Annotated in this window: 14 protein-coding genes, 1 pseudogene and 1 other annotated feature; of the genes and pseudogenes, 14 read left to right on the top strand and 1 reads right to left on the bottom strand. The window is 46.6% G+C overall.

The window, feature by feature from the left end; translation table 11 throughout:
* The first annotated feature begins 9 nt into the window (after positions 1–9).
* The 13 genes and pseudogenes from T456_RS0109795 (at position 10) to T456_RS19715 (ending at position 18,824) form a co-directional block, all read left to right on the top strand.
* The gene (locus T456_RS0109795; protein ID WP_024865995.1) at positions 10–1,635 is read left to right on the top strand and encodes an ABC transporter substrate-binding protein; all 1,626 of its coding nucleotides are present in this window, start codon (positions 10–12) and stop codon (positions 1,633–1,635) included.
* 11 nt (positions 1,636–1,646) lie between these two features.
* On the top strand, positions 1,647–2,372 hold the full coding sequence (locus T456_RS0109790; protein ID WP_024865994.1) for an ATP-binding cassette domain-containing protein: 726 nt from the start codon (positions 1,647–1,649) through the stop codon (positions 2,370–2,372).
* Entirely contained in the window at positions 2,353–3,120 is a 768-nt protein-coding gene (locus tag T456_RS0109785; RefSeq protein ID WP_051465014.1) for an ABC transporter ATP-binding protein, read from the top strand. Before T456_RS0109790 ends, T456_RS0109785 begins: the two co-directional genes overlap by 20 nt.
* A 44-nt stretch (positions 3,121–3,164) precedes the next feature.
* Positions 3,165–4,517, top strand: coding sequence for an MATE family efflux transporter (locus T456_RS0109780; protein ID WP_024865992.1), 1,353 nt, complete (start codon positions 3,165–3,167; stop codon positions 4,515–4,517).
* Complete coding sequence (locus tag T456_RS0109775; protein ID WP_024865991.1) at positions 4,510–5,313, top strand: class I SAM-dependent methyltransferase; 804 nt, start codon at positions 4,510–4,512, stop codon at positions 5,311–5,313. The genes T456_RS0109780 and T456_RS0109775 overlap by 8 nt, the downstream gene beginning before the upstream one ends.
* On the top strand, positions 5,310–7,094 hold the full coding sequence (locus T456_RS0109770; RefSeq protein WP_024865990.1) for an ABC transporter ATP-binding protein: 1,785 nt from the start codon (positions 5,310–5,312) through the stop codon (positions 7,092–7,094). Before T456_RS0109775 ends, T456_RS0109770 begins: the two co-directional genes overlap by 4 nt.
* On the top strand, positions 7,091–8,848 hold the full coding sequence (locus tag T456_RS0109765; protein ID WP_024865989.1) for an ABC transporter ATP-binding protein: 1,758 nt from the start codon (positions 7,091–7,093) through the stop codon (positions 8,846–8,848). The genes T456_RS0109770 and T456_RS0109765 overlap by 4 nt, the downstream gene beginning before the upstream one ends.
* Before the next feature lie 117 nt (positions 8,849–8,965).
* Positions 8,966–9,427, top strand: coding sequence for a GAF domain-containing protein (locus T456_RS0109760; protein WP_155838072.1), 462 nt, complete (start codon positions 8,966–8,968; stop codon positions 9,425–9,427).
* A 19-nt stretch (positions 9,428–9,446) separates the two neighbouring features.
* Complete coding sequence (locus T456_RS0109755; RefSeq protein ID WP_035801760.1) at positions 9,447–10,517, top strand: threonine aldolase family protein; 1,071 nt, start codon at positions 9,447–9,449, stop codon at positions 10,515–10,517.
* A gap of 102 nt (positions 10,518–10,619) precedes the next feature.
* Positions 10,620–10,865 (top strand) — a binding site (T-box leader).
* A 43-nt stretch (positions 10,866–10,908) separates the two neighbouring features.
* The gene (ileS, locus tag T456_RS0109750) at positions 10,909–14,100 is read left to right on the top strand and encodes an isoleucine--tRNA ligase (RefSeq protein ID WP_024865986.1); all 3,192 of its coding nucleotides are present in this window, start codon (positions 10,909–10,911) and stop codon (positions 14,098–14,100) included.
* A 214-nt stretch (positions 14,101–14,314) separates the two neighbouring features.
* A pseudogene (locus T456_RS24325) lies at positions 14,315–14,671 on the top strand (flagellin); the annotation flags it as partial.
* 324 nt (positions 14,672–14,995) lie between these two features.
* Positions 14,996–16,213, top strand: coding sequence for a flagellin (locus tag T456_RS24320; protein WP_155838071.1), 1,218 nt, complete (start codon positions 14,996–14,998; stop codon positions 16,211–16,213).
* Between the two features lie 139 nt (positions 16,214–16,352).
* A complete protein-coding gene (locus tag T456_RS19715) occupies positions 16,353–18,824 on the top strand; it encodes a glycogen/starch/alpha-glucan phosphorylase (RefSeq protein ID WP_035801757.1) in 2,472 nt (823 codons plus the stop codon).
* On the opposite strand, the gene T456_RS19710 is transcribed toward T456_RS19715, so the two are convergent.
* Complete coding sequence (locus T456_RS19710; protein WP_035801754.1) at positions 18,821–19,735, bottom strand: AraC family transcriptional regulator; 915 nt, start codon at positions 19,733–19,735, stop codon at positions 18,821–18,823. The genes T456_RS19715 and T456_RS19710 overlap by 4 nt on opposite strands.
* A 183-nt stretch (positions 19,736–19,918) precedes the next feature.
* Here T456_RS19710 and T456_RS21290 point away from each other — a divergent pair, with 183 nt between their 5' ends.
* Positions 19,919–21,127, top strand: a complete 1,209-nt coding sequence (locus T456_RS21290) for a 5-bromo-4-chloroindolyl phosphate hydrolysis family protein (protein WP_024865985.1) — start codon at positions 19,919–19,921, stop codon at positions 21,125–21,127.
* Positions 21,128–21,131 lie beyond the last annotated feature (4 nt).

Raw genomic sequence — 21,131 nt, 5'->3', positions numbered from 1 at the left:
GGAGAGGAAATGAAAAGGTTAAATTTACTGAAAAAGGGAATAGCATTGGCCATGACAGCATGTCTTTTGGTTGGATGCGGAGAAACTGCGAAAGAAGAGACTGTCGCTGTTGAGACAGAAGCTTCCGAAGAAGCTGTGGAAGCTGCAGCAGAGGCACCTGCTGAAGCCACTAATGAAAGAAAGATACTTCATGCCGGATCATCTGCCGGTATGTTTGGAGCTTCCAATCTGGATCCGGCTACAGACTGGAACGGCTGGTATTTATCATTTGCCGGTGTAGCTGAGACACTTTTTAAACTGGATGACGCTTATGATGCCATTCCGACACTGGTAGAAAGCTTTGACGAGCCTACCGATGGTGTTACATGGGTATTCCATCTTCGTGACGATGTATATTTCTCAAACGGAGAAAAGATGACAGCGCAGTCGGTTGTTGATTGCTTTGAGCGTACACTTTCAATAAATAATCGTGGTGAATCAACTTTGGCATATGAGAGTATGTCTGCTGATGGGCAGGATCTTACTATTGTTACACCCTACGCCGATCCCACTTTTATTTACTCACTTTGTGATCCGCTTCTTACTGTTTACTATGTAGGTGATTCAGAGGATTATGAGAATGGCGCTCACTGCACAGGACCTTTTGTTGTAGACCAGTTCACACCTGAAGTAGAGATGGTTCTTTTAAAGAATGAAAACTACTGGGGCGGTGAAGTGAAGATTGATGAAGCTCATCTTATGACCTTCGGTGATGATGATGCAATGGTTATGGCTATGCAGAACGGCGAGCTGGATATCTGCGACGGAACCAGCAGTGCTGTTCTTGTATGCAACGAGACTACCGGCTACAACGTTCTTTCAATTGATACATCCCGCGCAGAGAAGATCATCTTCAACTTCAATGCCAGCGATTTTGCCAAGGATGCTGCAGTACGTGAAGCAATCGCATGGACGGTAGACCGTGAAGGATATGAGAAAATCAGTAACGGAACCAAGAGAGCTAACTGGGGAATCTATCCTGCTACTCTTTCATACGGAGATAATTCAAAGCTTGATATTCACATCAAAGAGCAGAACCTTGAAAAGGCTGCAGAGGTACTGGATAACGCCGGATATGTAGATACAGACAATGATGGTGTTCGTGAGATGAACGGTGCACCTATTTCACTTGTTATGGCAGTAACTGAGAATGCCAGCACAGATTTCTGTGATGTTCTTGCCTCCGATCTTCGCTCTATCGGTGTTGAGATGAGAACCGAGAGCTATCTGAATCTGGATTCCTTCGAAACCTACAACGGTGTTAACTGGGATATGTCACTTAGCGGAAAATATATGACTCCTACAGGAGATGCGAGCTACTTCTTTGATCAGGATGTTATTACCGGCGGAAGTGCAAACTACGGTGGATACTCAAATCCTGAGTTGGACAAGCTCGCAGAGCAGCTGCATAAAACCTTCGGCGATGACGCTCGTAACGAGCTTGTATTCCAGATGGAGCAGATGCTTCTCGATGACAACAGCTATATCGTATATTGCAACGGAACCAACACCTATATTACAAGCAGTCGTGTCAGCGGTTATAAGCCCTGCCCTTCAAACTACTACTATCTTGATGCAAATGTAGATTTAGATTAAGACGGGAAAATATGTTAGAAGTAAAAAATCTGACAATAGAATATGAAAACACCACAATCGTAAGGGATATTTCCCTTACGGTTGAGAGTGGTGAGATTTACAGCATTATTGGCAAGAGTGGATGCGGAAAAAGCACGATCCTTAATGCCATAAGCGGAATGCTGGGAAAAAACGGAAGGATCACCGGCGGAACTATCAGCCTTTTGGGAAATACGATTTTTGAAAATGGCAGATATACACCATACCTGAAAAAGGTTTTAGGTAAGGAACTGGCTACCATTTCACAGCATCCGGACAGCTCATTTGACCCACTCTTTACCATCGGAAACCAAATGACAGAGGTTATGCGGGTAAGTGAGCGAATAAGCAAAAAGGATGCCCGGACCAAGGGCCTCAATATTCTTTCCAGACTGCATTTTTCAGATCCGGAAAGAGTTTGGAATTCGTATCCTCATGAACTCAGTGGAGGTATGTGCCAGCGTGTGGCTGTTGCCATGGCATTATCTAATAAAGCAACACTTCTTCTGGCGGATGAACCCACCAGTGCGTTGGATGTAACAAGCCAGGCAGAGTTTATCAAACAGCTCCAGGAAATTGTACAGAATGACAACCTGGCAGTGCTGCTGGTAACTCATAACATGGCAGTAGCCGGGGCTTTGGCTGACAGGACCGGGTATATCCGGAATGGAAAATTGGAGGAAGCGGGAGGAAATGTCTTTGCCGTTACTGCAAGTTGAGAAACTTAATAAAACCTTTCAGGGAAACAATGATCAGTTGTTCCGGGCACTTAATGATGTGAGCTTTTCTGTAGAAGCAGGTGAGTGTGTGGGGCTTATCGGCGAAAGCGGCAGTGGAAAGACCACTATTGCTAACATTGTTGCAGGGTTTGTGACGCCAACCTCAGGTGATGTGGTTTATGACGGTCAATCCCTTATTGCACGTAACTGCGGAAAAAATGCCAGAAGTACCATGCAGATGGTATTTCAGAATCCAATGAATTCATTCAGTCCACGTATGAAGCTGGGAAGAGGTATCCGTGAAGGGTTAAATTATCTTTCTTCCATGCCGCGCAAGGAACAGGAAAAAAGGGTAGACGAAGCCATGGAAATGGTGGGATTACCACTTAGCTACAAGAACAAATATGTTTTTGAAGTAAGTGGAGGCGAGGCACAGAGGGCCGCTATTGCCAGAGCGATTCTTATAAAACCCAGGCTCCTTCTTTGCGACGAAATTACCAGCGCCCTGGATGCAGAAGTTCAGGATCAGCTTATAGAGGTCCTTAGGAAACTAAAAGAAGAAATGAACATGGCTTTTTTGTTTATCAGCCATGATATCAAATTGGTTCGAAGCTTTTGTGACCGTGCCTTTGTTTTGCAGGATGGAGTTATTGTGGAGCAGGGGAGCGTGGAGCAGCTATACGAGCATCCGGAAAACGAATACACTAAGAAGCTTGTTAACGCTGCAATACTTAATCTGATTGAGTGATAGAACAAAGGCTGACAAATAAGGCAGATTTGGAATCGGTTTAAATGAAAAAACAAAAAAATGTAGATTTAACGCAAGGGGATATAGTAAAGCAGATTATTCTGTTTGCCTTACCGCTTCTGGGATCAAGTCTGGTACAGCTGCTGTATAATACTGCAGATCTTCTGTTTATCGGGCAGTTTCTCGGTAAAAATGAATCCGCAGCAGTGGGAGCCAGTACAATGATGGTTACCTGTCTTGTGGGGCTCTTCGGCGGCCTTTCTGTTGGCGCGACGGTAGCTGTTGCAAATGCATTTGGAGCCAAAGACGGGGACAAAGTTAAGCACATACTACAGACCTCAGCGGCTCTGAGCATTATCAGTGGAATCATTGTATTTCTGGCAGGTTACAGTTTTGCGCCTGCTTTTATTCATGTTATAGGAACACCCGGAGAGATAGCAGACAGTGCAGTAGGCTATCTGAGAATATACTTTTTCAGCTCAATATTTATAGTCAGCTATAATATGGGAGCCGGAGTAATGCGGGGCATGGGTGAATCTTTTGTCCCGCTGCTTTTTCAAATTGTCGGTGGCGTGACAAATGTTGTTATGGATGCCGTATTTCTTCGGGGATTGAATATGGGGATAAACGGAGTTGCCTGGGCAACCTTTTTTTCTCAGGGAGCGGCAGCGGTTTGCACGGTTATATATCTCTTTTCCCATATAAGCGAGGAATATCGCATACATTTAAGATCAATAACCATTCAGGGAGATATTCTGTTATCCATCCTTCGGGTAGGGATTCCATCGGGACTTCAGACGTTGGTAATAGCACTTTCAAATGTTGTTGCGCAGTATTTCATCAACTCCCTTGGCACAAATGCCATAGCTGCATTTACGGCATACTTCAAAGTGGAATTACCGATATACCTTCCCATTGTGGCTCTTGGTCAGGCGGCAACTACTTTTGTAGGGCAGAATCTTGGCGCAGGTAATCCTCAAAGAGCCCGCAGGGGAACCGGCATATGTCTGAAAATGGGCTGCATACTGACGATAATTACCAGCTTTCTTCTGATAATCGGAGGAGATTATGCGTTTGGACTATTCGTCAGGGATGCTGCGGTAGTTGCCCTGGGAAACAGGATAATACGTATCACATTTCCGTTTTATTGGCTGTATGTGTTCTTGCAGGTATTTGGGGACAGCATTAAAGGATCGGGAAAGGCCCTGCCTCCCACAGTGATAATAATGATCAACATTACAATTATACGAAGTATCATCCTGATCAGCCTTGTGCCGATCCGTCCGGATGTCAGAACAATTGCCGTGTCTTATCCTGTCACATGGTTTCTGACTGCTGCACAGATGCTGATCTATTATATGTTAAGCAATAGGAAAAAGGAGAAGAGTTGTGAATAAGGATCAGGAAAAAATCAATGAATTGTGGACCCGTGGGGCGAAGAATTATAACAGGATCATTGATGATGAGATAAACAGTTTCAGATCCGCAGGGTGGAAAAAACAGATTCTGAGCCAGGTTAAAACTGAAGGTGAGCTTGAGATACTGGACTGTGGCTGCGGCCCGGGATTTTTCTCCTGTATAATGGCGCAGGAAGGACATCATGTTACCGGTATCGATGGCAGTGAGCTGATGCTGTCTTTTGCCATTCAAAGAGCAAAAGAGCTGGGGCTGTCAGTGAACTATAAACTTATGGATTGCCACGAGCTTGATTTCGAGGATAACAGTTTTGATCTTATCATCAGCAGAAATGTGACCCATACATTGAGGGATCATAAGGCAGTATACAGCCAGTGGATGAGAGTTCTTAAACCCGGCGGAGTACTGCTTATCTTTGATGCTAACTGGCATCTTAGCAGATACGGTTATTCAGAGCATGACGAATCTGTTCGAAGATACGTTGAATGTATGAAGAAATATGGCTCAGACTTCTCGGGAAATATCTATGATGGCAATGAGGAAGCTCTTTTGGAAAGATTCAAAAAGCACTCACCGGATGAAAATGAAGTATGGGATAACGTCCTTAAGGACAAGATCCGCCCGGACTGGGATGCAGGTCTTTTGCATGGTATCGGATTTGCCAATGTGGACTACGACAGAGATATCATCGAGGATCTTTGGGATGACAAGGAAAAATGCATCTATGGCAATACACCTATGTTCATGATAAGGGCTGAGAAACCGAGAGAACTATGAATGACCTGAGAAAGATAATAAGTTGGATAAAAACAGATCCGTTACCAATTATTGCGGCTGTCGTGTTTGCCACGGCAGCCGGTATTATGTACTTTGTTCCCTATTATGAAATCTGCTGTATAGTTAAAACTCTTTTTGGAACGGGGGAAATATCGGGGGTTAGTATTAATTCCATGCTTATCCGAGGAGGGATAGCGGCTGCCGGCAGCGCTTTATACGTGCTCTTTTTTTATGCGGCGCTTTCTCTGGCACATATTGGGGCCTTTCGTATCGGATATGACATGCGCATGGATCTGGTAGAGGAATTGTCACAGGTTCCGCCGGGGCATTACAGAAGACTGGGCAGCGGCAGGATCTATAATGCTCTGTACGGAAACATAAATGATATACAGTCTTATCTGGCACATAAGCTGACAGATATTGTTATTGCTGCTATGTCTCCGGTGGTACTATTTGCCATCATGCTTTCTGTCAATTTCCGGTATGCCATTGCAGTCGGATTGGGGCTGGTGGTGGCTTATTACTACAACTATATGTCCTATTCATACGCTGAAGGCGGCGGAAAAAAGATGATGGATATCTATCTGACTGCCCTGGATAACCTTCAGAATGCAGCAATGGAATATGTCCGGGGGAATAAAGTTTTTCAGGTGTTTGGACATGATAACAACGTCTGCAACAATGTGAAAAAGCAGATCCATGCCTATTCGGATGCCTGTGTACCCTATACAAAGGTGTGGGAAAAGTATGACTGCGTTTTTTGCACCATCATGTCCAATCTTTATCTGGTGATCTTCCCGATTGCAGCCATAGAGGTGCTGTGCGGTGGATTGACAGCGGATGTGATCATAGACCTTACCTGCTTTATAATTCTGATCCCTTCACTTAAGACCATTATTCCAAAGGCTGCATCTATCGGAAATCACAGCGTCAGGTCAATAATGGCCGATAGCCATATCAGGCAGATGGTTGCTATAAAAGACCGTGAACCGGATGTCGCAGTTTCTTTTCCCAAGGAGGTAAAAGAGATATCGTTTCAGCAGGTCAGATTTTCCTATGGAGATCAGAAAGAAGAGATACACGGGATAGACCTTACTGCAAGAGAGGGCAGGGTTACTGCTATTGTTGGCCCTTCCGGAGGCGGAAAGAGCACGCTGGCATATCTTTTGGCAGGCTTTTATAACCCTGATTCAGGAACCATCAAAATCGGAGAGGTTGATACCGGGAAAATAAAGCAGGAGGACCTCTTTAGAAATATTGCTTACGTTTTTCAGGATGTCTTTTTATATAAAGCAAGTATCAGGGACAATATACGAAGTGCACGCCCGGAAGCCACTGATGAGGAAGTTGTGGAGGCAGCAAAAGAGGCGTGCTGCCACGACTTTATAATGGAGCTGCCAAGGGGTTACGACACCGTGATAGGTGAGGAAGGATTATGTCTGTCCGGAGGAGAGCAGCGCAGGATCGCTATCGCCAGAGCGATTTTGAAAAATGCCCCGATACTGATATTGGATGAAGCAACGGCATCTTCTGATGTGGAAAACGAATACCATATACAAAAGGCGGTTGAGGCTTTGGCCAGAGGAAAGACTGTCATCATGATCGCGCACAGGCTTTACAGCATAAAAAATGCAGACAAAATCTACTATTTGGAGAACGGACAGGTGGCTGAATCCGGAACTCATGAGAGTCTCATGAAAGCAGGTGGAAAATACGCAACCCTTTGGGAGCTTGGCAATAAAAACATAGAATGGTCTGTGGGAAATGAGGTTCTCAAATGAAGGTGATAAGACGACTTCTTGTTCTTTCAAAGAGAGGAGAAGAAGATATAAAAAGAGCTGTCCTTGCGACGATCCTTTTGCAGGTTTTCTCAACCTCATCCTTCATTGTGGGGATGGGGCTGATATTCTGCCTTACTGATGATGTAGGAAAAGAAAACAGTGGCATGGTGCAGCTTATAGTAGCGTTTTTCATTGGAATAGCTTTTTCGCTCATCGAGGCATACATACGCAGGCGTCAGTACGACCGCACAAATATTCCGGCTTACCGCGAGTGCCAGAGAATGCGCCTTGAGGTCACCGAGAGATTAAATCGTATTCCCTATTCATTTTTTGGAAAGAGGCAGATCGCTGAAATTGTGGCTTGCCTTGTGGATGACTGCATCTATGCAGAGCAGCTTATCTCAAATCTTATACCGGTGACTTTTGCATACTGCGTAACCGTTCCGGCAGCTTTCATCATTGCCTTTATCCTGGATGTGCGAATGGGGATCGCATCGGTCATAACGGTTGTTGCAGGTATTCTGATTCAGGTAAGCTCTCTTGGGTATCAGGAGAAACTTGTTTTTCATCAGCTGAAGGTAAAGCATGAGGCAGAAGAGCAGTTGCAGGAGTATGTTTTTGGAATGGAGCAGATTCGCTCAGATTCCCGGAACGGTATTGAGAGAATAAAGATAAGAAGAGCAATCGATGATCTAAAAAAGGCATCACTGAAGATGGAACTGACCTCCGGTGTGTTTACTTCTGCTTCGGAAGTCCTGCTTCAGATGGGGATCGGCCTTGTGGTCCTGACAGGCATGCTGATCATGAATAAAGGCGGGATCAGTGTTCGTATACCGATTCTTTTCTTTGCATTTGCGCTGAGGATCTATATTCCGGTGGCTGAGCTTATCACTGTTCTGCCATCACTGGTGTATGAGAAAAATGCATCAGACAACCGCATTAAGGAAATTCTTGCACAAGCTCCGCTGCCCGGGGGTGATAAGCCGGAATTTAAATCCTGCGATATAGAGTTTGAACACGTTGATTTTGCGTACACAGACCGACCGGTGCTGAAAGATATATCTTTTACCGCAAAGACAGGGAAGGTAACTGCGCTGGTAGGCGAAAGCGGATCCGGGAAGACAACCATCGCAAATCTTATGGCAAGGCTCTGGGAGCCCGGGAAAGGAACAATTCGCCTTGATGGCCGGGATATCAGCACAATAGAGCCGGAATGGTATCTGAACCGTATCACCTGTGTCTTTCAGGATGTGATCCTGTTTCACGATACTATCCTTAACAATATCTGGATCGGAAACCCTGAAGCCACAGAGGAAGAAGTGCGCCATGCTGCGACAGTGGCGTGCTGTGATGAATTTATTGACCGCCTTCCTGAAGGAATCAATACAGTCCTTGCGGAAAACGGAGGCTCTTTATCGGGGGGAGAACGCCAGAGGCTGAGCATTGCCAGAGCGATCCTGAAAAATGCTCCGGTAGTTATCCTTGATGAAGCAACTGCCGCCCTTGATACCCGGAATGAGTATCTGATACATCAGGCAATTTCCAATTTGTGTGCCGGAAAAACTGTAATAGTCATTGCCCACACTCTGAGAAATATCAAAAACGCTGATGAAATAATCGTTTTGGATCATGGGGAAATTAGAGAGAGAGGCTGCCACAGCGAGCTTATGGAATTGGATGGAAAGTATGCGTATATGTATGAGCTTCAAAAGAAGTCGCTGGTATGGGAAGTGTGCCAAGCTGCAGTAACATAGAAAAAATAGATTGTACGCAAGATAAACGCGTGATAGTATAGTTGATGTGGGCAAAAGAGCCTGCATCAACTATTTTTATATTGCGGGAGCAACAGTTCCCGATAGGAGAACAGAATGATGACAGATTACAAGCTGCTTGCAGCACAGATAAAAGCACTGGCAGCGGACGAGCCTAATTACATTCCCGTGATGTCCAATGCGTCCGCTCTTTTATATGACAACATGGAGGACCTTAACTGGGCCGGCTTCTACCTTATGAACAAGGGCTCACTTATGCTGGGACCCTTCCAGGGAAAGGTTGCCTGCATCAGGATCGAGGTGGGAAAGGGTGTCTGCGGTACCGCAGTGGCTGAGGATAAGACCCAGCTGGTAAAAAATGTCCACGAATTCCCGGGACACATCGCCTGCGACAGTGCATCCAATTCAGAGATCGTTGTGCCCATACACAGAGGAAGCGAAGTGGTGGCAGTTCTTGATATCGACAGCCCGAGCCTTAACAGGTTTGATGAGGCTGACAAGGAGGGTCTTGAGCTGTTTGTACGTACCCTTGAGGAAGCAATGGATCTTGAAACAATCTAACGCAGAAACGGAGAATAACATGGGACAGAAAATATCTTTTTCCAGTGATTATACAAGAAACGCTCATCCTGCCATTCTTAAGAGGCTGACGGATATGGGCTTTGAGCAGAACGTTGGCTACGGAACCGATCCTATCTGCGAAAGCGCAGCAGGGAAGATCAAAAAGGCCTGTGATTGCCCCGGGGCTGAGGTGTTCTTCCTGGTGGGAGGAACCCAGACCAATCAGACCATTATAGATATGCTACTTAAGCCCTACGAGGGCGTTGTTGCTGCCCGGACAGGACACATAGCAGCCCACGAGGCGGGAGCCGTTGAATTTTCGGGACACAAGGTCCTTACACTTCCCGCAACCGGTGAAGAGACAGACACAGAGAAATACGGCTCAAATATTGGAAAGATTTCCGCTAAAGACCTTAAGGCTTATCTTGCCACCTTCTTTGGAGACGACAATCACGAGCACATGGTATTCCCGGGGGCTGTTTACATCTCACACCCCACGGAGTACGGAACCCTCTATACAAAGAAGGAGCTTTCGGACATTTCAGAAGTCTGCAGGGAATATGAGATACCTCTTTTCCTGGACGGAGCAAGGCTGGGATACGGTCTTATGAGTAAAAGAACCGACGTTACCCTGAGTGACATTGCGCAGCTGACAGATGTCTTTTACATCGGAGGAACCAAGGTGGGAGCCATGTTCGGCGAGGCTGTGGTGTTCACTAAGGGCGGAAAGCCAAAGCACCACGTTCCCATCATCAAACAGCACGGCGCGCTTCTTGCAAAGGGCTGGCTTCTTGGAGTGCAGTTCGATACGCTGTTCACCGATGACCTGTACCTTAACATCAGCAAAAATGCCATCGATATGGCTGAGGATCTCAAGGGAAGGCTTAAGGACAAGGGCTACGAATTTTTCCTGGATTCTCCCACAAACCAGCAGTTCATCATTGTAGACAATGACAAGCTCAAGGAGCTTGATGAAAATGTGGTATACAGCTTCTGGGAGAAGTACGATGACAACCGCACGGTCATAAGGCTTGCCACAGACTGGGCCACAACAAGGGATGAACTTGATACACTGATGAAATATCTGTAAGAGATAAGCTAAGCAGGGCATTCGCGGATAAGATGGATCCCGGAAAAGAATCATCTTGCATATTTTCTGATAAGGTAGTAGAATGTGTGCATTAAATCGAATAAAAAAGCTATGACGAAGACAGTAGGCTCTTTTGAAAGCCCCAGAGAGCTGCCGGTTGGTGAGAGGCAGTGCGAGTAAGAGATGACCGAAAATCACTTCCGAGCTTCAGGATCGAAAAGGAAACGTGAGTAGAGCCTGACGTGAATCCCAGCGTTACAGGGAGGCGTATTCAACCGGATGCTTGTCCGGCGCGTATGTGTAAACAGGTGGTATAACGAGTGTATATTATTTGCCCTCGTCCTTTTTACAAAGGACGGGGGCTTCTTTTTTATCAAGAAAGGAGTCCAAAATGTACCAAAAAGTCGAAACCGACATGAACTTTGTCGGAAGAGAAAAGAAGATCGAAGAGTTCTGGAAAAAAGAAGACATCTTCCAGAAGAGTGTTGATACCCGCAGCCAGGGTGAGATGTATATGTTCTATGACGGCCCGCCCACAGCTAACGGCAAGCCTCACATCGGACACGTTTTAACCCGTGCCATCAAGGATATGATCCCCAGATACCGCACCATGAAGGGATATACCGTTCCCCGTAAGGCAGGCTGGGATACCCACGGTCTTCCTGTTGAGCTTGAGGTTGAGAAGATGCTTGGTCTCGACGGCAAGGAACAGATCGAAGAGTACGGAATGGAGCCTTTCATCAAGAAGTGTAAGGAATCCGTATGGAAATATAAGGGAATGTGGGAGGACTTCTCCGGAACCGTTGGTTTCTGGGCTGATATGGAGCACCCCTACATCACCTATGATGACAATTTCATCGAGTCCGAGTGGTGGGCTCTCAATGAGATCTGGAAGAAGGGTCTTCTCTACAAGGGCTTCAAGGTAGTTCCTTACTGCCCTCGCTGCGGAACTCCTCTTTCATCCCACGAGGTAGCACAGGGCTATAAGACTCTCAAAGAGCGCACAGCCGTTGTTCGCTTCAAGGTTGCTGGTGAAGATGCTTACTTCCTTGCATGGACAACCACACCCTGGACACTTCCTTCAAACATCGGCCTCTGCGTAAACCCTGACGAGACTTATGTAAAGGTTAAGGCAGCAGACGGTTATACATATTATCTGGCACAGGCTCTTGCAGACACTGTTCTTGGCTCTCTTGCAAAAGAAGAGGGACAGGCAGCCTACGAGGTGCTTGAGACCTACAAGGGAACAGACCTCGAGTACAAGGAGTACGAGCCTCTTTACCAGTGTGCCAAGGATGAGGCTGACAAGCAGCACAAGAAAGCCTTCTTCATCTACTGCGACAACTACGTAACCATGTCAGACGGTACCGGTATCGTACATATCGCTCCTGCATTTGGTGAAGACGACGCAAGAGTTGGTCGTAAGTATGACGCTCCTCTTGTACAGATGGTTGATTCAGAGGGTAGACTTAAACCCGAGACTCCTTTTGCGGGCTACAGATGTAAGCCCACTCAGAAGGAAATGGATGAAGGCGCAGTAAGTGCGGATCCCGAGGTACTTAAGGACCTCGATGGCAGAAGCCTTCTGTTCTCAGCACCTAAGATGGAGCATGATTATCCTCACTGCTGGAGATGCGGAACACCCCTTCTTTACTATGCTCGTTCCTCATGGTTCATCAAGGTTACAGAGGTTAAAGACGACCTTATCCGCAACAACAAAGAGATCAACTGGGTTCCCGAGTCCATCGGTAAGGGAAGATTCGGCGACTGGCTTGAGAATATCCAGGACTGGGGTATCTCCCGTGACAGATACTGGGGAACACCTCTTAATATCTGGGAGTGCGATGACTGCGGTCACCAGCTCTCCGTTGGTTCAAGAAAAGAGCTTGCTGAGCTCTCCGGAGATCCTTCAGCAGAGACCTGCGAGCTTCACAGACCTTATATCGATCAGTATGAGATCACCTGCCCTAAGTGCGGCAAGAAGATGCACAGGGTAAAAGAGGTTATCGACTGCTGGTTCGACTCAGGAGCAATGCCTTTTGCACAGCTCCACTATCCTTTTGAGAACAAGGAGCTCTTCGAGAAGCAGTTCCCCGCAGAGTTCATCTCTGAGGCTGTAGACCAGACTAGAGGATGGTTCTACTCACTTCACGCAGAGGCAACACTTCTTTTCAACAAGCCTGCATTCAAAAATGTTATAGTACTCGGCCTTGTGCAGGATGAGAACGGACAGAAGATGAGTAAGTCAAAGGGCAACGCGGTAGATCCTTTCGAGGCCCTTGAGAAATACGGCGCAGATGCCATCAGATGGTACTTCTACACAAACTCGGCACCCTGGCTTCCTTCAAGATTCTCAGGTGATGCGGTTATGGAAGGACAGCGCAAGTTCCTGGGAACACTTTGGAACACATATGCGTTCTTTACACTTTACGCAAATATCGACGGATTCGATGCCGCCAATTACAAGCTTGAGACAGATAAGCTTACCGTTATGGATAAGTGGCTTCTTTCAAAGCTTAACAGCTGCGTAAAGGCCGTTGATGAGAATCTTAATAACTACAGGATCCCTGAGGCAGGTAAGGCTCTGGACAACTTCGTTGACGAGATGTCCAACTGGTATGTAAGAAGATCCCGTGAGCGTTTCTGGGCTAAGGGAATGGAGCAGGACAAGATCTCTGCTTACATGACTCTTTACACAGCACTTGTTACTGTTGCCAAGGCAGCAGCTCCCATGGTTCCTTTCATGACAGAGGAGATCTACCAGAATATTGTAAGGAACAGCTTTGCAGATGCTCCTGAGAGTATCCACCTTTGCGACTTCCCTGTTGTGGATGAGTCCATGATCGATACTAAGCTTGAGAAGGACATGGAAGAGGTTCTCGACATCGTAGTCCTTGGAAGAGCAGCAAGAAATGCAGCAAATATCAAGAACCGTCAGCCTATCGGCCAGATGTATGTAAAGGCTGAGCAGACTGTAGGCGAGTTCTATACAGATATCATCAGAGAGGAGCTCAACGTCAAGAACGTTGCCTTCACAGATGATGTAAGAGACTTTACAAGCTACAGCTTCAAGCCTCAGCTTAAGACTCTGGGACCTAAGTACGGCAAGAATATCGGAGCCATCAAGGCTTACCTTGAGGGACTTGACGGAAATGCCACCATGGACGAGCTTAATACCAACGGAAACATCAGGTTCACAGTAAATGATGTTGATGTTGAGCTTGTTAAGGAAGACCTTCTTATCGAGATGGCTCAGAAGGAAGGCTTCGTATCACAGGAGAACTGGGGAATCACTGTTGTCCTTGATACCAACCTCACTGAGGAGCTTATCAACGAGGGATTTGTCCTTGAGGTTATCAGTAAGGTTCAGACCATGCGTAAGGATTCCGGCTTTGAAGTTATGGATCACATCAAGGTATCCCTTAACGGCAATGAGAAGCTTGCCGGCATTGTAAAGGCCAATGAAAACAGCATTGCAACCAAGGTTCTGGCCAACGAAGTGGTTTACGGATCAGATGTAGCCAATGCTAAAGAGTGGGATATCAACGGCGAGAAGGTAACCATCGGTGTTGAGAAAGTCTGATGACCCGCAAAAGAGCTAAATGACTGAAATCATGCGATAGATGAGCACCTCCATCCTCTAAAGATGGGGGTGCTTTTAATATTGTCTTAATGAATAGCGTAAATAGGCCGATATAAATAATAGCCAAAGGGATGTGGCTGATAACCTGCAAGGACGCCTTTTAAGACCCCCGCCTGACAAGGGACTTCAGGCAACTTAAGAAGGATCTTTTACCATGGTAATACAGCACAATCTCTTAGCGATGAATTCAAACAGACAGCTCGGAATAACGACTGGCCTCCAGGCCAAGTCGTCTGAAAAGCTGTCTTCAGGTTATAGAATCAATCGTGCTGCAGATGATGCTGCAGGTCTTGCTATCAGTGAAAAAATGAGAAGACAGATACGCGGACTGGATCAGGCTTCAAGGAACGTCCAGGACGGTGTTTCTTATGTCCAGGTTGCGGATGCGGCTCTCGCAGAGATCGATGATATGCTTGCCCGTATGACGGAGCTCTGCGTCAAGGCATCCAACGACACCCTTACCCCCGAAGACAGAGAATATATCGATTCCGAGATACAGCAGCTTAAGGTTGAATGTAACAAAACTTTCCATACTACTTCTTTCAACGAAAAGCTTATCTGGGATGAGAATACAACAGACAGGAAATCTATAGGAACGGAGCAGAGACCGATATTTACCTGGGGAATTCAGAATAGTTGGTACAGCGGCACGGTCACCGAAACAAATAAGGCTGCATGGCCCAGCGATGGTGCATTCCGCTTTGAAGCAACAGGCAGCGGAGTAAAGGTAAAGTGGAACGGTTATGACGGCATCAATTACACCAGTAACGAGATTGCCTGGCCTTCTGAGGACGCCCTTAAAGAAGGATTTACCATAAAACTGGACAGCTCTACCATGGATTATTCAACCTATCCTTCAGCTCAGGGCATTTCTCCCAATCTGCGGCTTACCCTGGACAGCGATGCCACGATGGCACAGCTGGTTTCAGAGCTCAACAATAAAGCTGTAGGAACCAGCTCAGGATATTCATTATCAGGTACGGTCCGCGGCGACAGCCGCTCAAGTATTTCCGGAAGTATGACCTACCCGGCCGGAATTATCAGCAGAAACGCTGCAAACGGGAGCGAAGATTATATCAATCCCGACGGGAATGACCCCGACAACAGAAAAAACGCATCGGATACTTCAACGATGAGTTTTGATTTCGACTTTGGAAAAAACGCAAACACACAGCCCTCAACCCCTGCTACTTTTGATGTTACAGCAAAGTACAGCGGCTCCGTATATACATCATCAGGAGAGAGAAGTGCAGAAACAGAAGGGGTCTGGTGGTATTACTATAATGGGAACAAATACTCCAGAAATATGTCTTTCAATAATGCCGACCTCGAAACAGCAATTAACAATGCCCTCAACGGAACAACAGCCAATAATTCGCTTATAAACTCCAGTACTGTAGGCGGACAACTTCATATAAATTTTGCACTTACCACTTCGGATACTCTGAAATATACAAATGACGGAACGGATGTAACAGGCACTATCGGAAGTTTTACCCTTCACATGAATGTTGACGAGTCTGAAACTGCGGCAGATATCATTACAAGAATAGCCAATATTTCCGGTGCGGATATGACCAGAAGTAGCATGAACTCCATGCAGATGCTCAATTACAGCGCCAACGATTTCGAAGCAAACATCTACGCAGGAACAATGAAGCTGAACATACAGGCAGGTTCCGAGAGCGGCGATGACAACATAATTCCCCTTATCTATGATGTTCTCAACAACCATTCACTGGGAATCAACGCTCTTAATACTCTTACCAGAGATAATGCTATTGATGGTCTTGATAAGGTAAAAAAGGCTGCTCAGATTGTGGATGAGCAGCGCGGCGTATTCGGCGCCTATCAGAATCGTATGGAGCATGCCATAAAGAATCTGGATAACGTTGTTGAAAACACACAAAGCGCAGAGTCCCTGATCCGTGACACGGATATGGCAAGAGAGATGGTGAAATACTCCAACAATAACATTCTGGCCCAGGCAGGACAGTCAATGCTGGCTCAGGCCAACCAGACAAATGAGGGTGTTCTTGCACTTCTACAGTAAAAAAGTGCTGTAGACCGCGTGAAATGAGCTAATTTACGTATTGTTTATAGAAAAGTGCACTATTTTGCGGTAGAATGAAATAGTGTTCTTTTCTTTTTTTATGAAATAACAGAGAGTGAACCAATCACCAGGAGGATATATGAAGAAGAAAAAACTATCTTTTGACAAAGATCTGTTTAAGAGAAGCGTACAGTACAACGTAAAGACTCTTTACAGAAAGACCATGGATGAGGCTACTCCCCAGGAGATGTATCAGGCAGCAGCCTATGCAATCAAGGACGCCATTGTGGATCACTGGATGACAACCCAGAAGGCAGCAGCGGAGCAGGATCCCAAGATCGTGTACTACATGTCCATGGAATTCCTTATGGGAAGAGCCTTCGGCAACAACCTGATCAATCTTCAGGCCTACAAACCCGTCAAGGAAGCCCTTGATGAGCTGGGAATAGATGTAAACATGATCGAGGATCAGGAGCCCGATCCCGCCCTTGGCAACGGTGGTCTTGGAAGACTTGCCGCATGTTTCCTTGATTCCCTTTCAACTCTGGGATATATGGCCTATGGCTGCGGAATCCGTTACAAATACGGAATGTTCCGCCAGAAGATCAAGGACGGCTACCAGGTTGAGGTTCCCGATACCTGGCTTGAGAACGGAAACCCCTTTGAACTTAGAAGAAATGAGTACGCCAAGGAAGTTAAGTTTGGCGGCTATGTAAATATGTATACCGACGAGCGCGGAAGAACCGTGTTCAAGCAGGAGGGATATCAGGTTGTTAAGGCTATTCCCTACGATCTTCCCGTTATCGGCTACGGCAACGGCGTGGTAAACACCTTAAGGATCTGGGATGCGGAGCCTGTTCAGTGCTTCCAGCTGGATTCCTTTGACAAGGGCGACTATCAGAAGGCTGTTGAGCAGGAGAATCTTGCAAGCCAGCTCTGCGAGGTCCTCTACCCCAACGACAATCATATCGCGGGAAAAGAGCTGAGACTCAAACAGCAGTATTTCTTTATCTCCGCTTCTGTTCAGACCGCTATAAAGAGATATCTTAAGAAACATGACGACATAAGAAAGTTCTATGAGAAGGCAGTATTCCAGCTCAACGATACCCACCCTACGGTAGCTGTTGCAGAGCTTATGCGCATTCTCATGGATGAATATTACCTCACCTGGGACGAGGCCTGGGATGTAACAACCAAGACCTGCTGCTACACCAACCACACCATCATGGCCGAAGCCCTTGAGAAGTGGCCGGTAGATCTTTTCCAGAGGCTGCTTCCCAGAATTTATCAGATCGTAGATGAGATCAACAGAAGATTTGTTGACCAGATCATGCGCCAGTACACCGGCTCCGCAGGAATCGATGTTCAGGCCAAGATCAGAAGCATGGCTATCCTCTATGATAACCAGGTGAAGATGGCTCACCTTGCAATTGTTGGCGGACATTCCGTAAACGGTGTTGCAAGACTTCACACAGAGATCCTGGAAAAGAGAGAGCTTAAGGATTTCTACGAGATGATGCCCGAGAAGTTCAACAATAAGACCAACGGTATCACCCAGAGAAGATTCCTTATGCATGCAAATCCTCTTCTGGCAGACTGGGTTACAGAGAAAATCGGCGACGGCTGGATCACAGACCTCTCCGAGATGAGCAAGCTCAAACAGTTCGTGGACGACAAGAAGGCTCAGGCTGAGTTCATGGAAATAAAGCTTAAGAACAAGAAGCGCCTTGCAGCCTACATCCTTGAGCACAACGGTGTCGAGGTTGACCCCAAGTCCATCTTCGATGTACAGGTAAAGAGACTTCACGAGTACAAGAGACAGCTCCTTAACATACTTCAGGTTATCCACAAGTACAACGAGATCAAGACACATCCGGACAACGACTTCTATCCCAAGACCTACATCTTCGGAGCAAAGGCAGCAGCCGGATATCTCACAGCCAAGCTAACCATCAAGCTCATTAACTCTGTGGCTGATGTGGTTAACAACGATCCCGACATCAACGGCAAGCTCAAGGTTGTATTTATCGAGGATTATAAGGTTTCCAACGCAGAGCTGATCTTTGCTGCAGCTGATATCTCCGAGCAGATCTCAACAGCAAGTAAAGAGGCTTCCGGAACCGGAAACATGAAGATGATGCTTAACGGTGCGGTTACACTGGGAACACTGGACGGTGCCAATGTGGAGATCGTCAATGAGGTTGGCGAGGAGAACGCATTTATCTTCGGTCTTACCTCTCAGGAGGTTATGGACTTCGAGAAACACGGCGGCTATAATCCCATGGATATCTACAACAGCAATCCTAATGTGAAGACCGTTCTTGACAAACTGGTGGACGGAACCTTCTCTCAGGACAGAGAGCTGTTCAGACCGCTTTATAACTGCCTTCTTAACACAATAAATTCCAACAAGGCAGACCAGTACTTTATTCTTAAGGATTTCGAGGCCTATCTTGAGGCTCAGAGAAAGATTTCAGACGCCTACGCAGACAAGAAGCGCTGGGCAAAGATGTCCATGATGAACACCGCATGCTGCGGCAAGTTCTCATCAGACAGAACCATCCAGGAATACGTGGATGAAGTATGGCATTTGGATAAGCTTGAGCTTTAATTGGGATCGTTGGATTCCAAGTGACGCTCCTCGATGAGCTTTTCCACCTGCTTTAAATGCTCCTTACTACCGGCATTGGTATCGCTCTTGGGCAGAGTTTTTCTGTATCCCGAGGGCGATATTTTTTTCTCCTGACGAAAGGCCTTGGAGAAAACCAAAGGATCCGAGTAGCCACAGGATATGGCTATGGATTCGATGGGGAGCTGGGTGAGCTGCAAAAGCTCCGTGGCCTTGGCGATGCGGTAGCTGGTCAGATACTGCTGGGGAGAGATGCCAAGGGTCTTTTGGAAAAGAGTATAGAGGTAGCTTCTGTTGATGCAGACATAGTTGGCGATATCCGTGACCTTGATGGGATTGCAGTAGTTGCTGCGGATATAAGCCTGGGCTCTGTTTACATAGTCGTTGGCACTGCCGCTGTCGCTTCTTTGGGATACGCTGATCCCTGATGCGATAACTGACAGGAACATGGAAAGAAGGCCGTTTCTCCTAAGAACGTCCTCTACGCTGAAGGTATTGTGGTCCATCATGTCCTTGATGAGATCATAGATGGTCTGCTGTGCATCACTTTTGAAAACAGGCTGTACCAGGGACAGGCCAAGCTGTGAAACGATGGCCTCAGCTCTTTTGCCGCCGAATCCAACCCAGGCGTAGGTCCAGGGATCCGCATCATCAGCCACGTAGTAGGCCAGTTCGTCGGGAACGATAAGAAAGCCGTAGCCTTCCCGCAGAGGGTAGGTTTTGCCTCCTATGTTAAAAGAGCCTTTGCCACTAAGCACATAGTGGATCATGAAATGGGGCTTAAGGGCAGGGCCGAAGCTGTGTCCCGGCAGAGTCTGGGAGAGCCCGCAGCAGTATACATACAGGTCGTCTGATTCCTCGGTATTAAACAGCAGTTTATAGGCTTTTTCCATGAATTGACCTCTCAAAGACGCTTCTTTTTATACAAAATAATTGTAATATGCGGCTAACGGGGATTTCAAGTGCAATCATTCGCGGTTTTTAGGGGCTTAGGATAATTGTTTTTTCGCCATTTTTACTGTAAAATGTAAGTTGCATTTTGTATAATGTACAAAATGTGAAAGGAACAGATCAAATTGGCTAACGATAGAGATGAATTTATAAAGGCCGGAAAAGAGATACTGGACAGCGTAACCATCGCCATTGACAAGAACGATTACAGTCATCTTGGCGCGGATATCTCCAAGGTTATCAAGTCGGTTTCCGTGGCACCAAGGACCACCTACTCCAGTGCCAGACAGGCCCAGACAATAAATGGAACAGCAAGACCGGTAGGAAGACCCAAAGCCGCTTTCATTCCTTTTTTGCAGAAGAAGGTCAGCAGATATCTGGGTGTGCCGGAGATGTTCTTCGGAGGAGCCCTTGGAGCGATCTTTATTATGGCTCTTTTGGGAGCTCTGGTGAGCGGCTCGGTTGCTGGCTCCATAGCGATGGGCGTGATTTCAGCCCTTTGTGCGGCGGCTTTTTTCAACGGACTCAGGAAATACAAACTTGCAAATAAATATTATCAGTACGGCAACATTCTCAAGGAGGCTCAGTACTTCTCCATATCGGATCTTGCCAAGGTGCTTCTTAAGAGTGACAAGGAAGTTCTTAAGGATATCAAGGATATGATCAGCCGGGGATTCCTGCCAAGGGCAAGGCTTGACCGGACCGAGACCACCTGTATGATCACCGACGAAGCCTACAGGATGTATGAAGGCGCTGAGAATGACAGGATCGCCAGAGAGGCCAGGGAGAAGGAAGCTGCTCAGACCATCAGGCAGGCAGACAAGGCCAAACAGGCAGCATATGCCCAGTATCCTCAGAAGGTTAGGGATATCCTTGTTGAGGGTGATGAATATGTCACCTATGTAAGACAGGTCAATGATATGATCCCGGATACGGAGGATATGTCCAATAAGCTTTACAGACTTGAGGAGATCATGAACAGGATCTTCATGCAGGTCAAAAAAGATCCCTCCAGTGCGGACGATCTTCATAAGCTTATGACCTATTATCTGCCGACCACCAAGAAGCTTCTGGGAGCCTATGTGGAACTGGACAAGCAGCCGGAAGTCGGAGATAACATTACAAAGACCAAGGAACAGATAGATGCGGCCATGGATACCATCAACGGAGCGTTTGAGAACCTCCTTGACAGTCTTTTCCAGGATATGGCCTGGGATATCTCTTCGGATATCTCGGTTATGAAGACTATGATGGCACAGGACGGACTTACAGAAGAGGGACAGGGTTTTGCCTCGGCAGCTGCGGCAGCGGCTACTCAGACACAGCCTAAATAATAGA

The sequence above is a fragment of the Butyrivibrio sp. FCS014 genome, assembly GCF_000526935.1.
Classification (GTDB): domain Bacteria; phylum Bacillota; class Clostridia; order Lachnospirales; family Lachnospiraceae; genus Butyrivibrio.
This window is presented reverse-complemented; position numbering and strand designations above follow the sequence as displayed.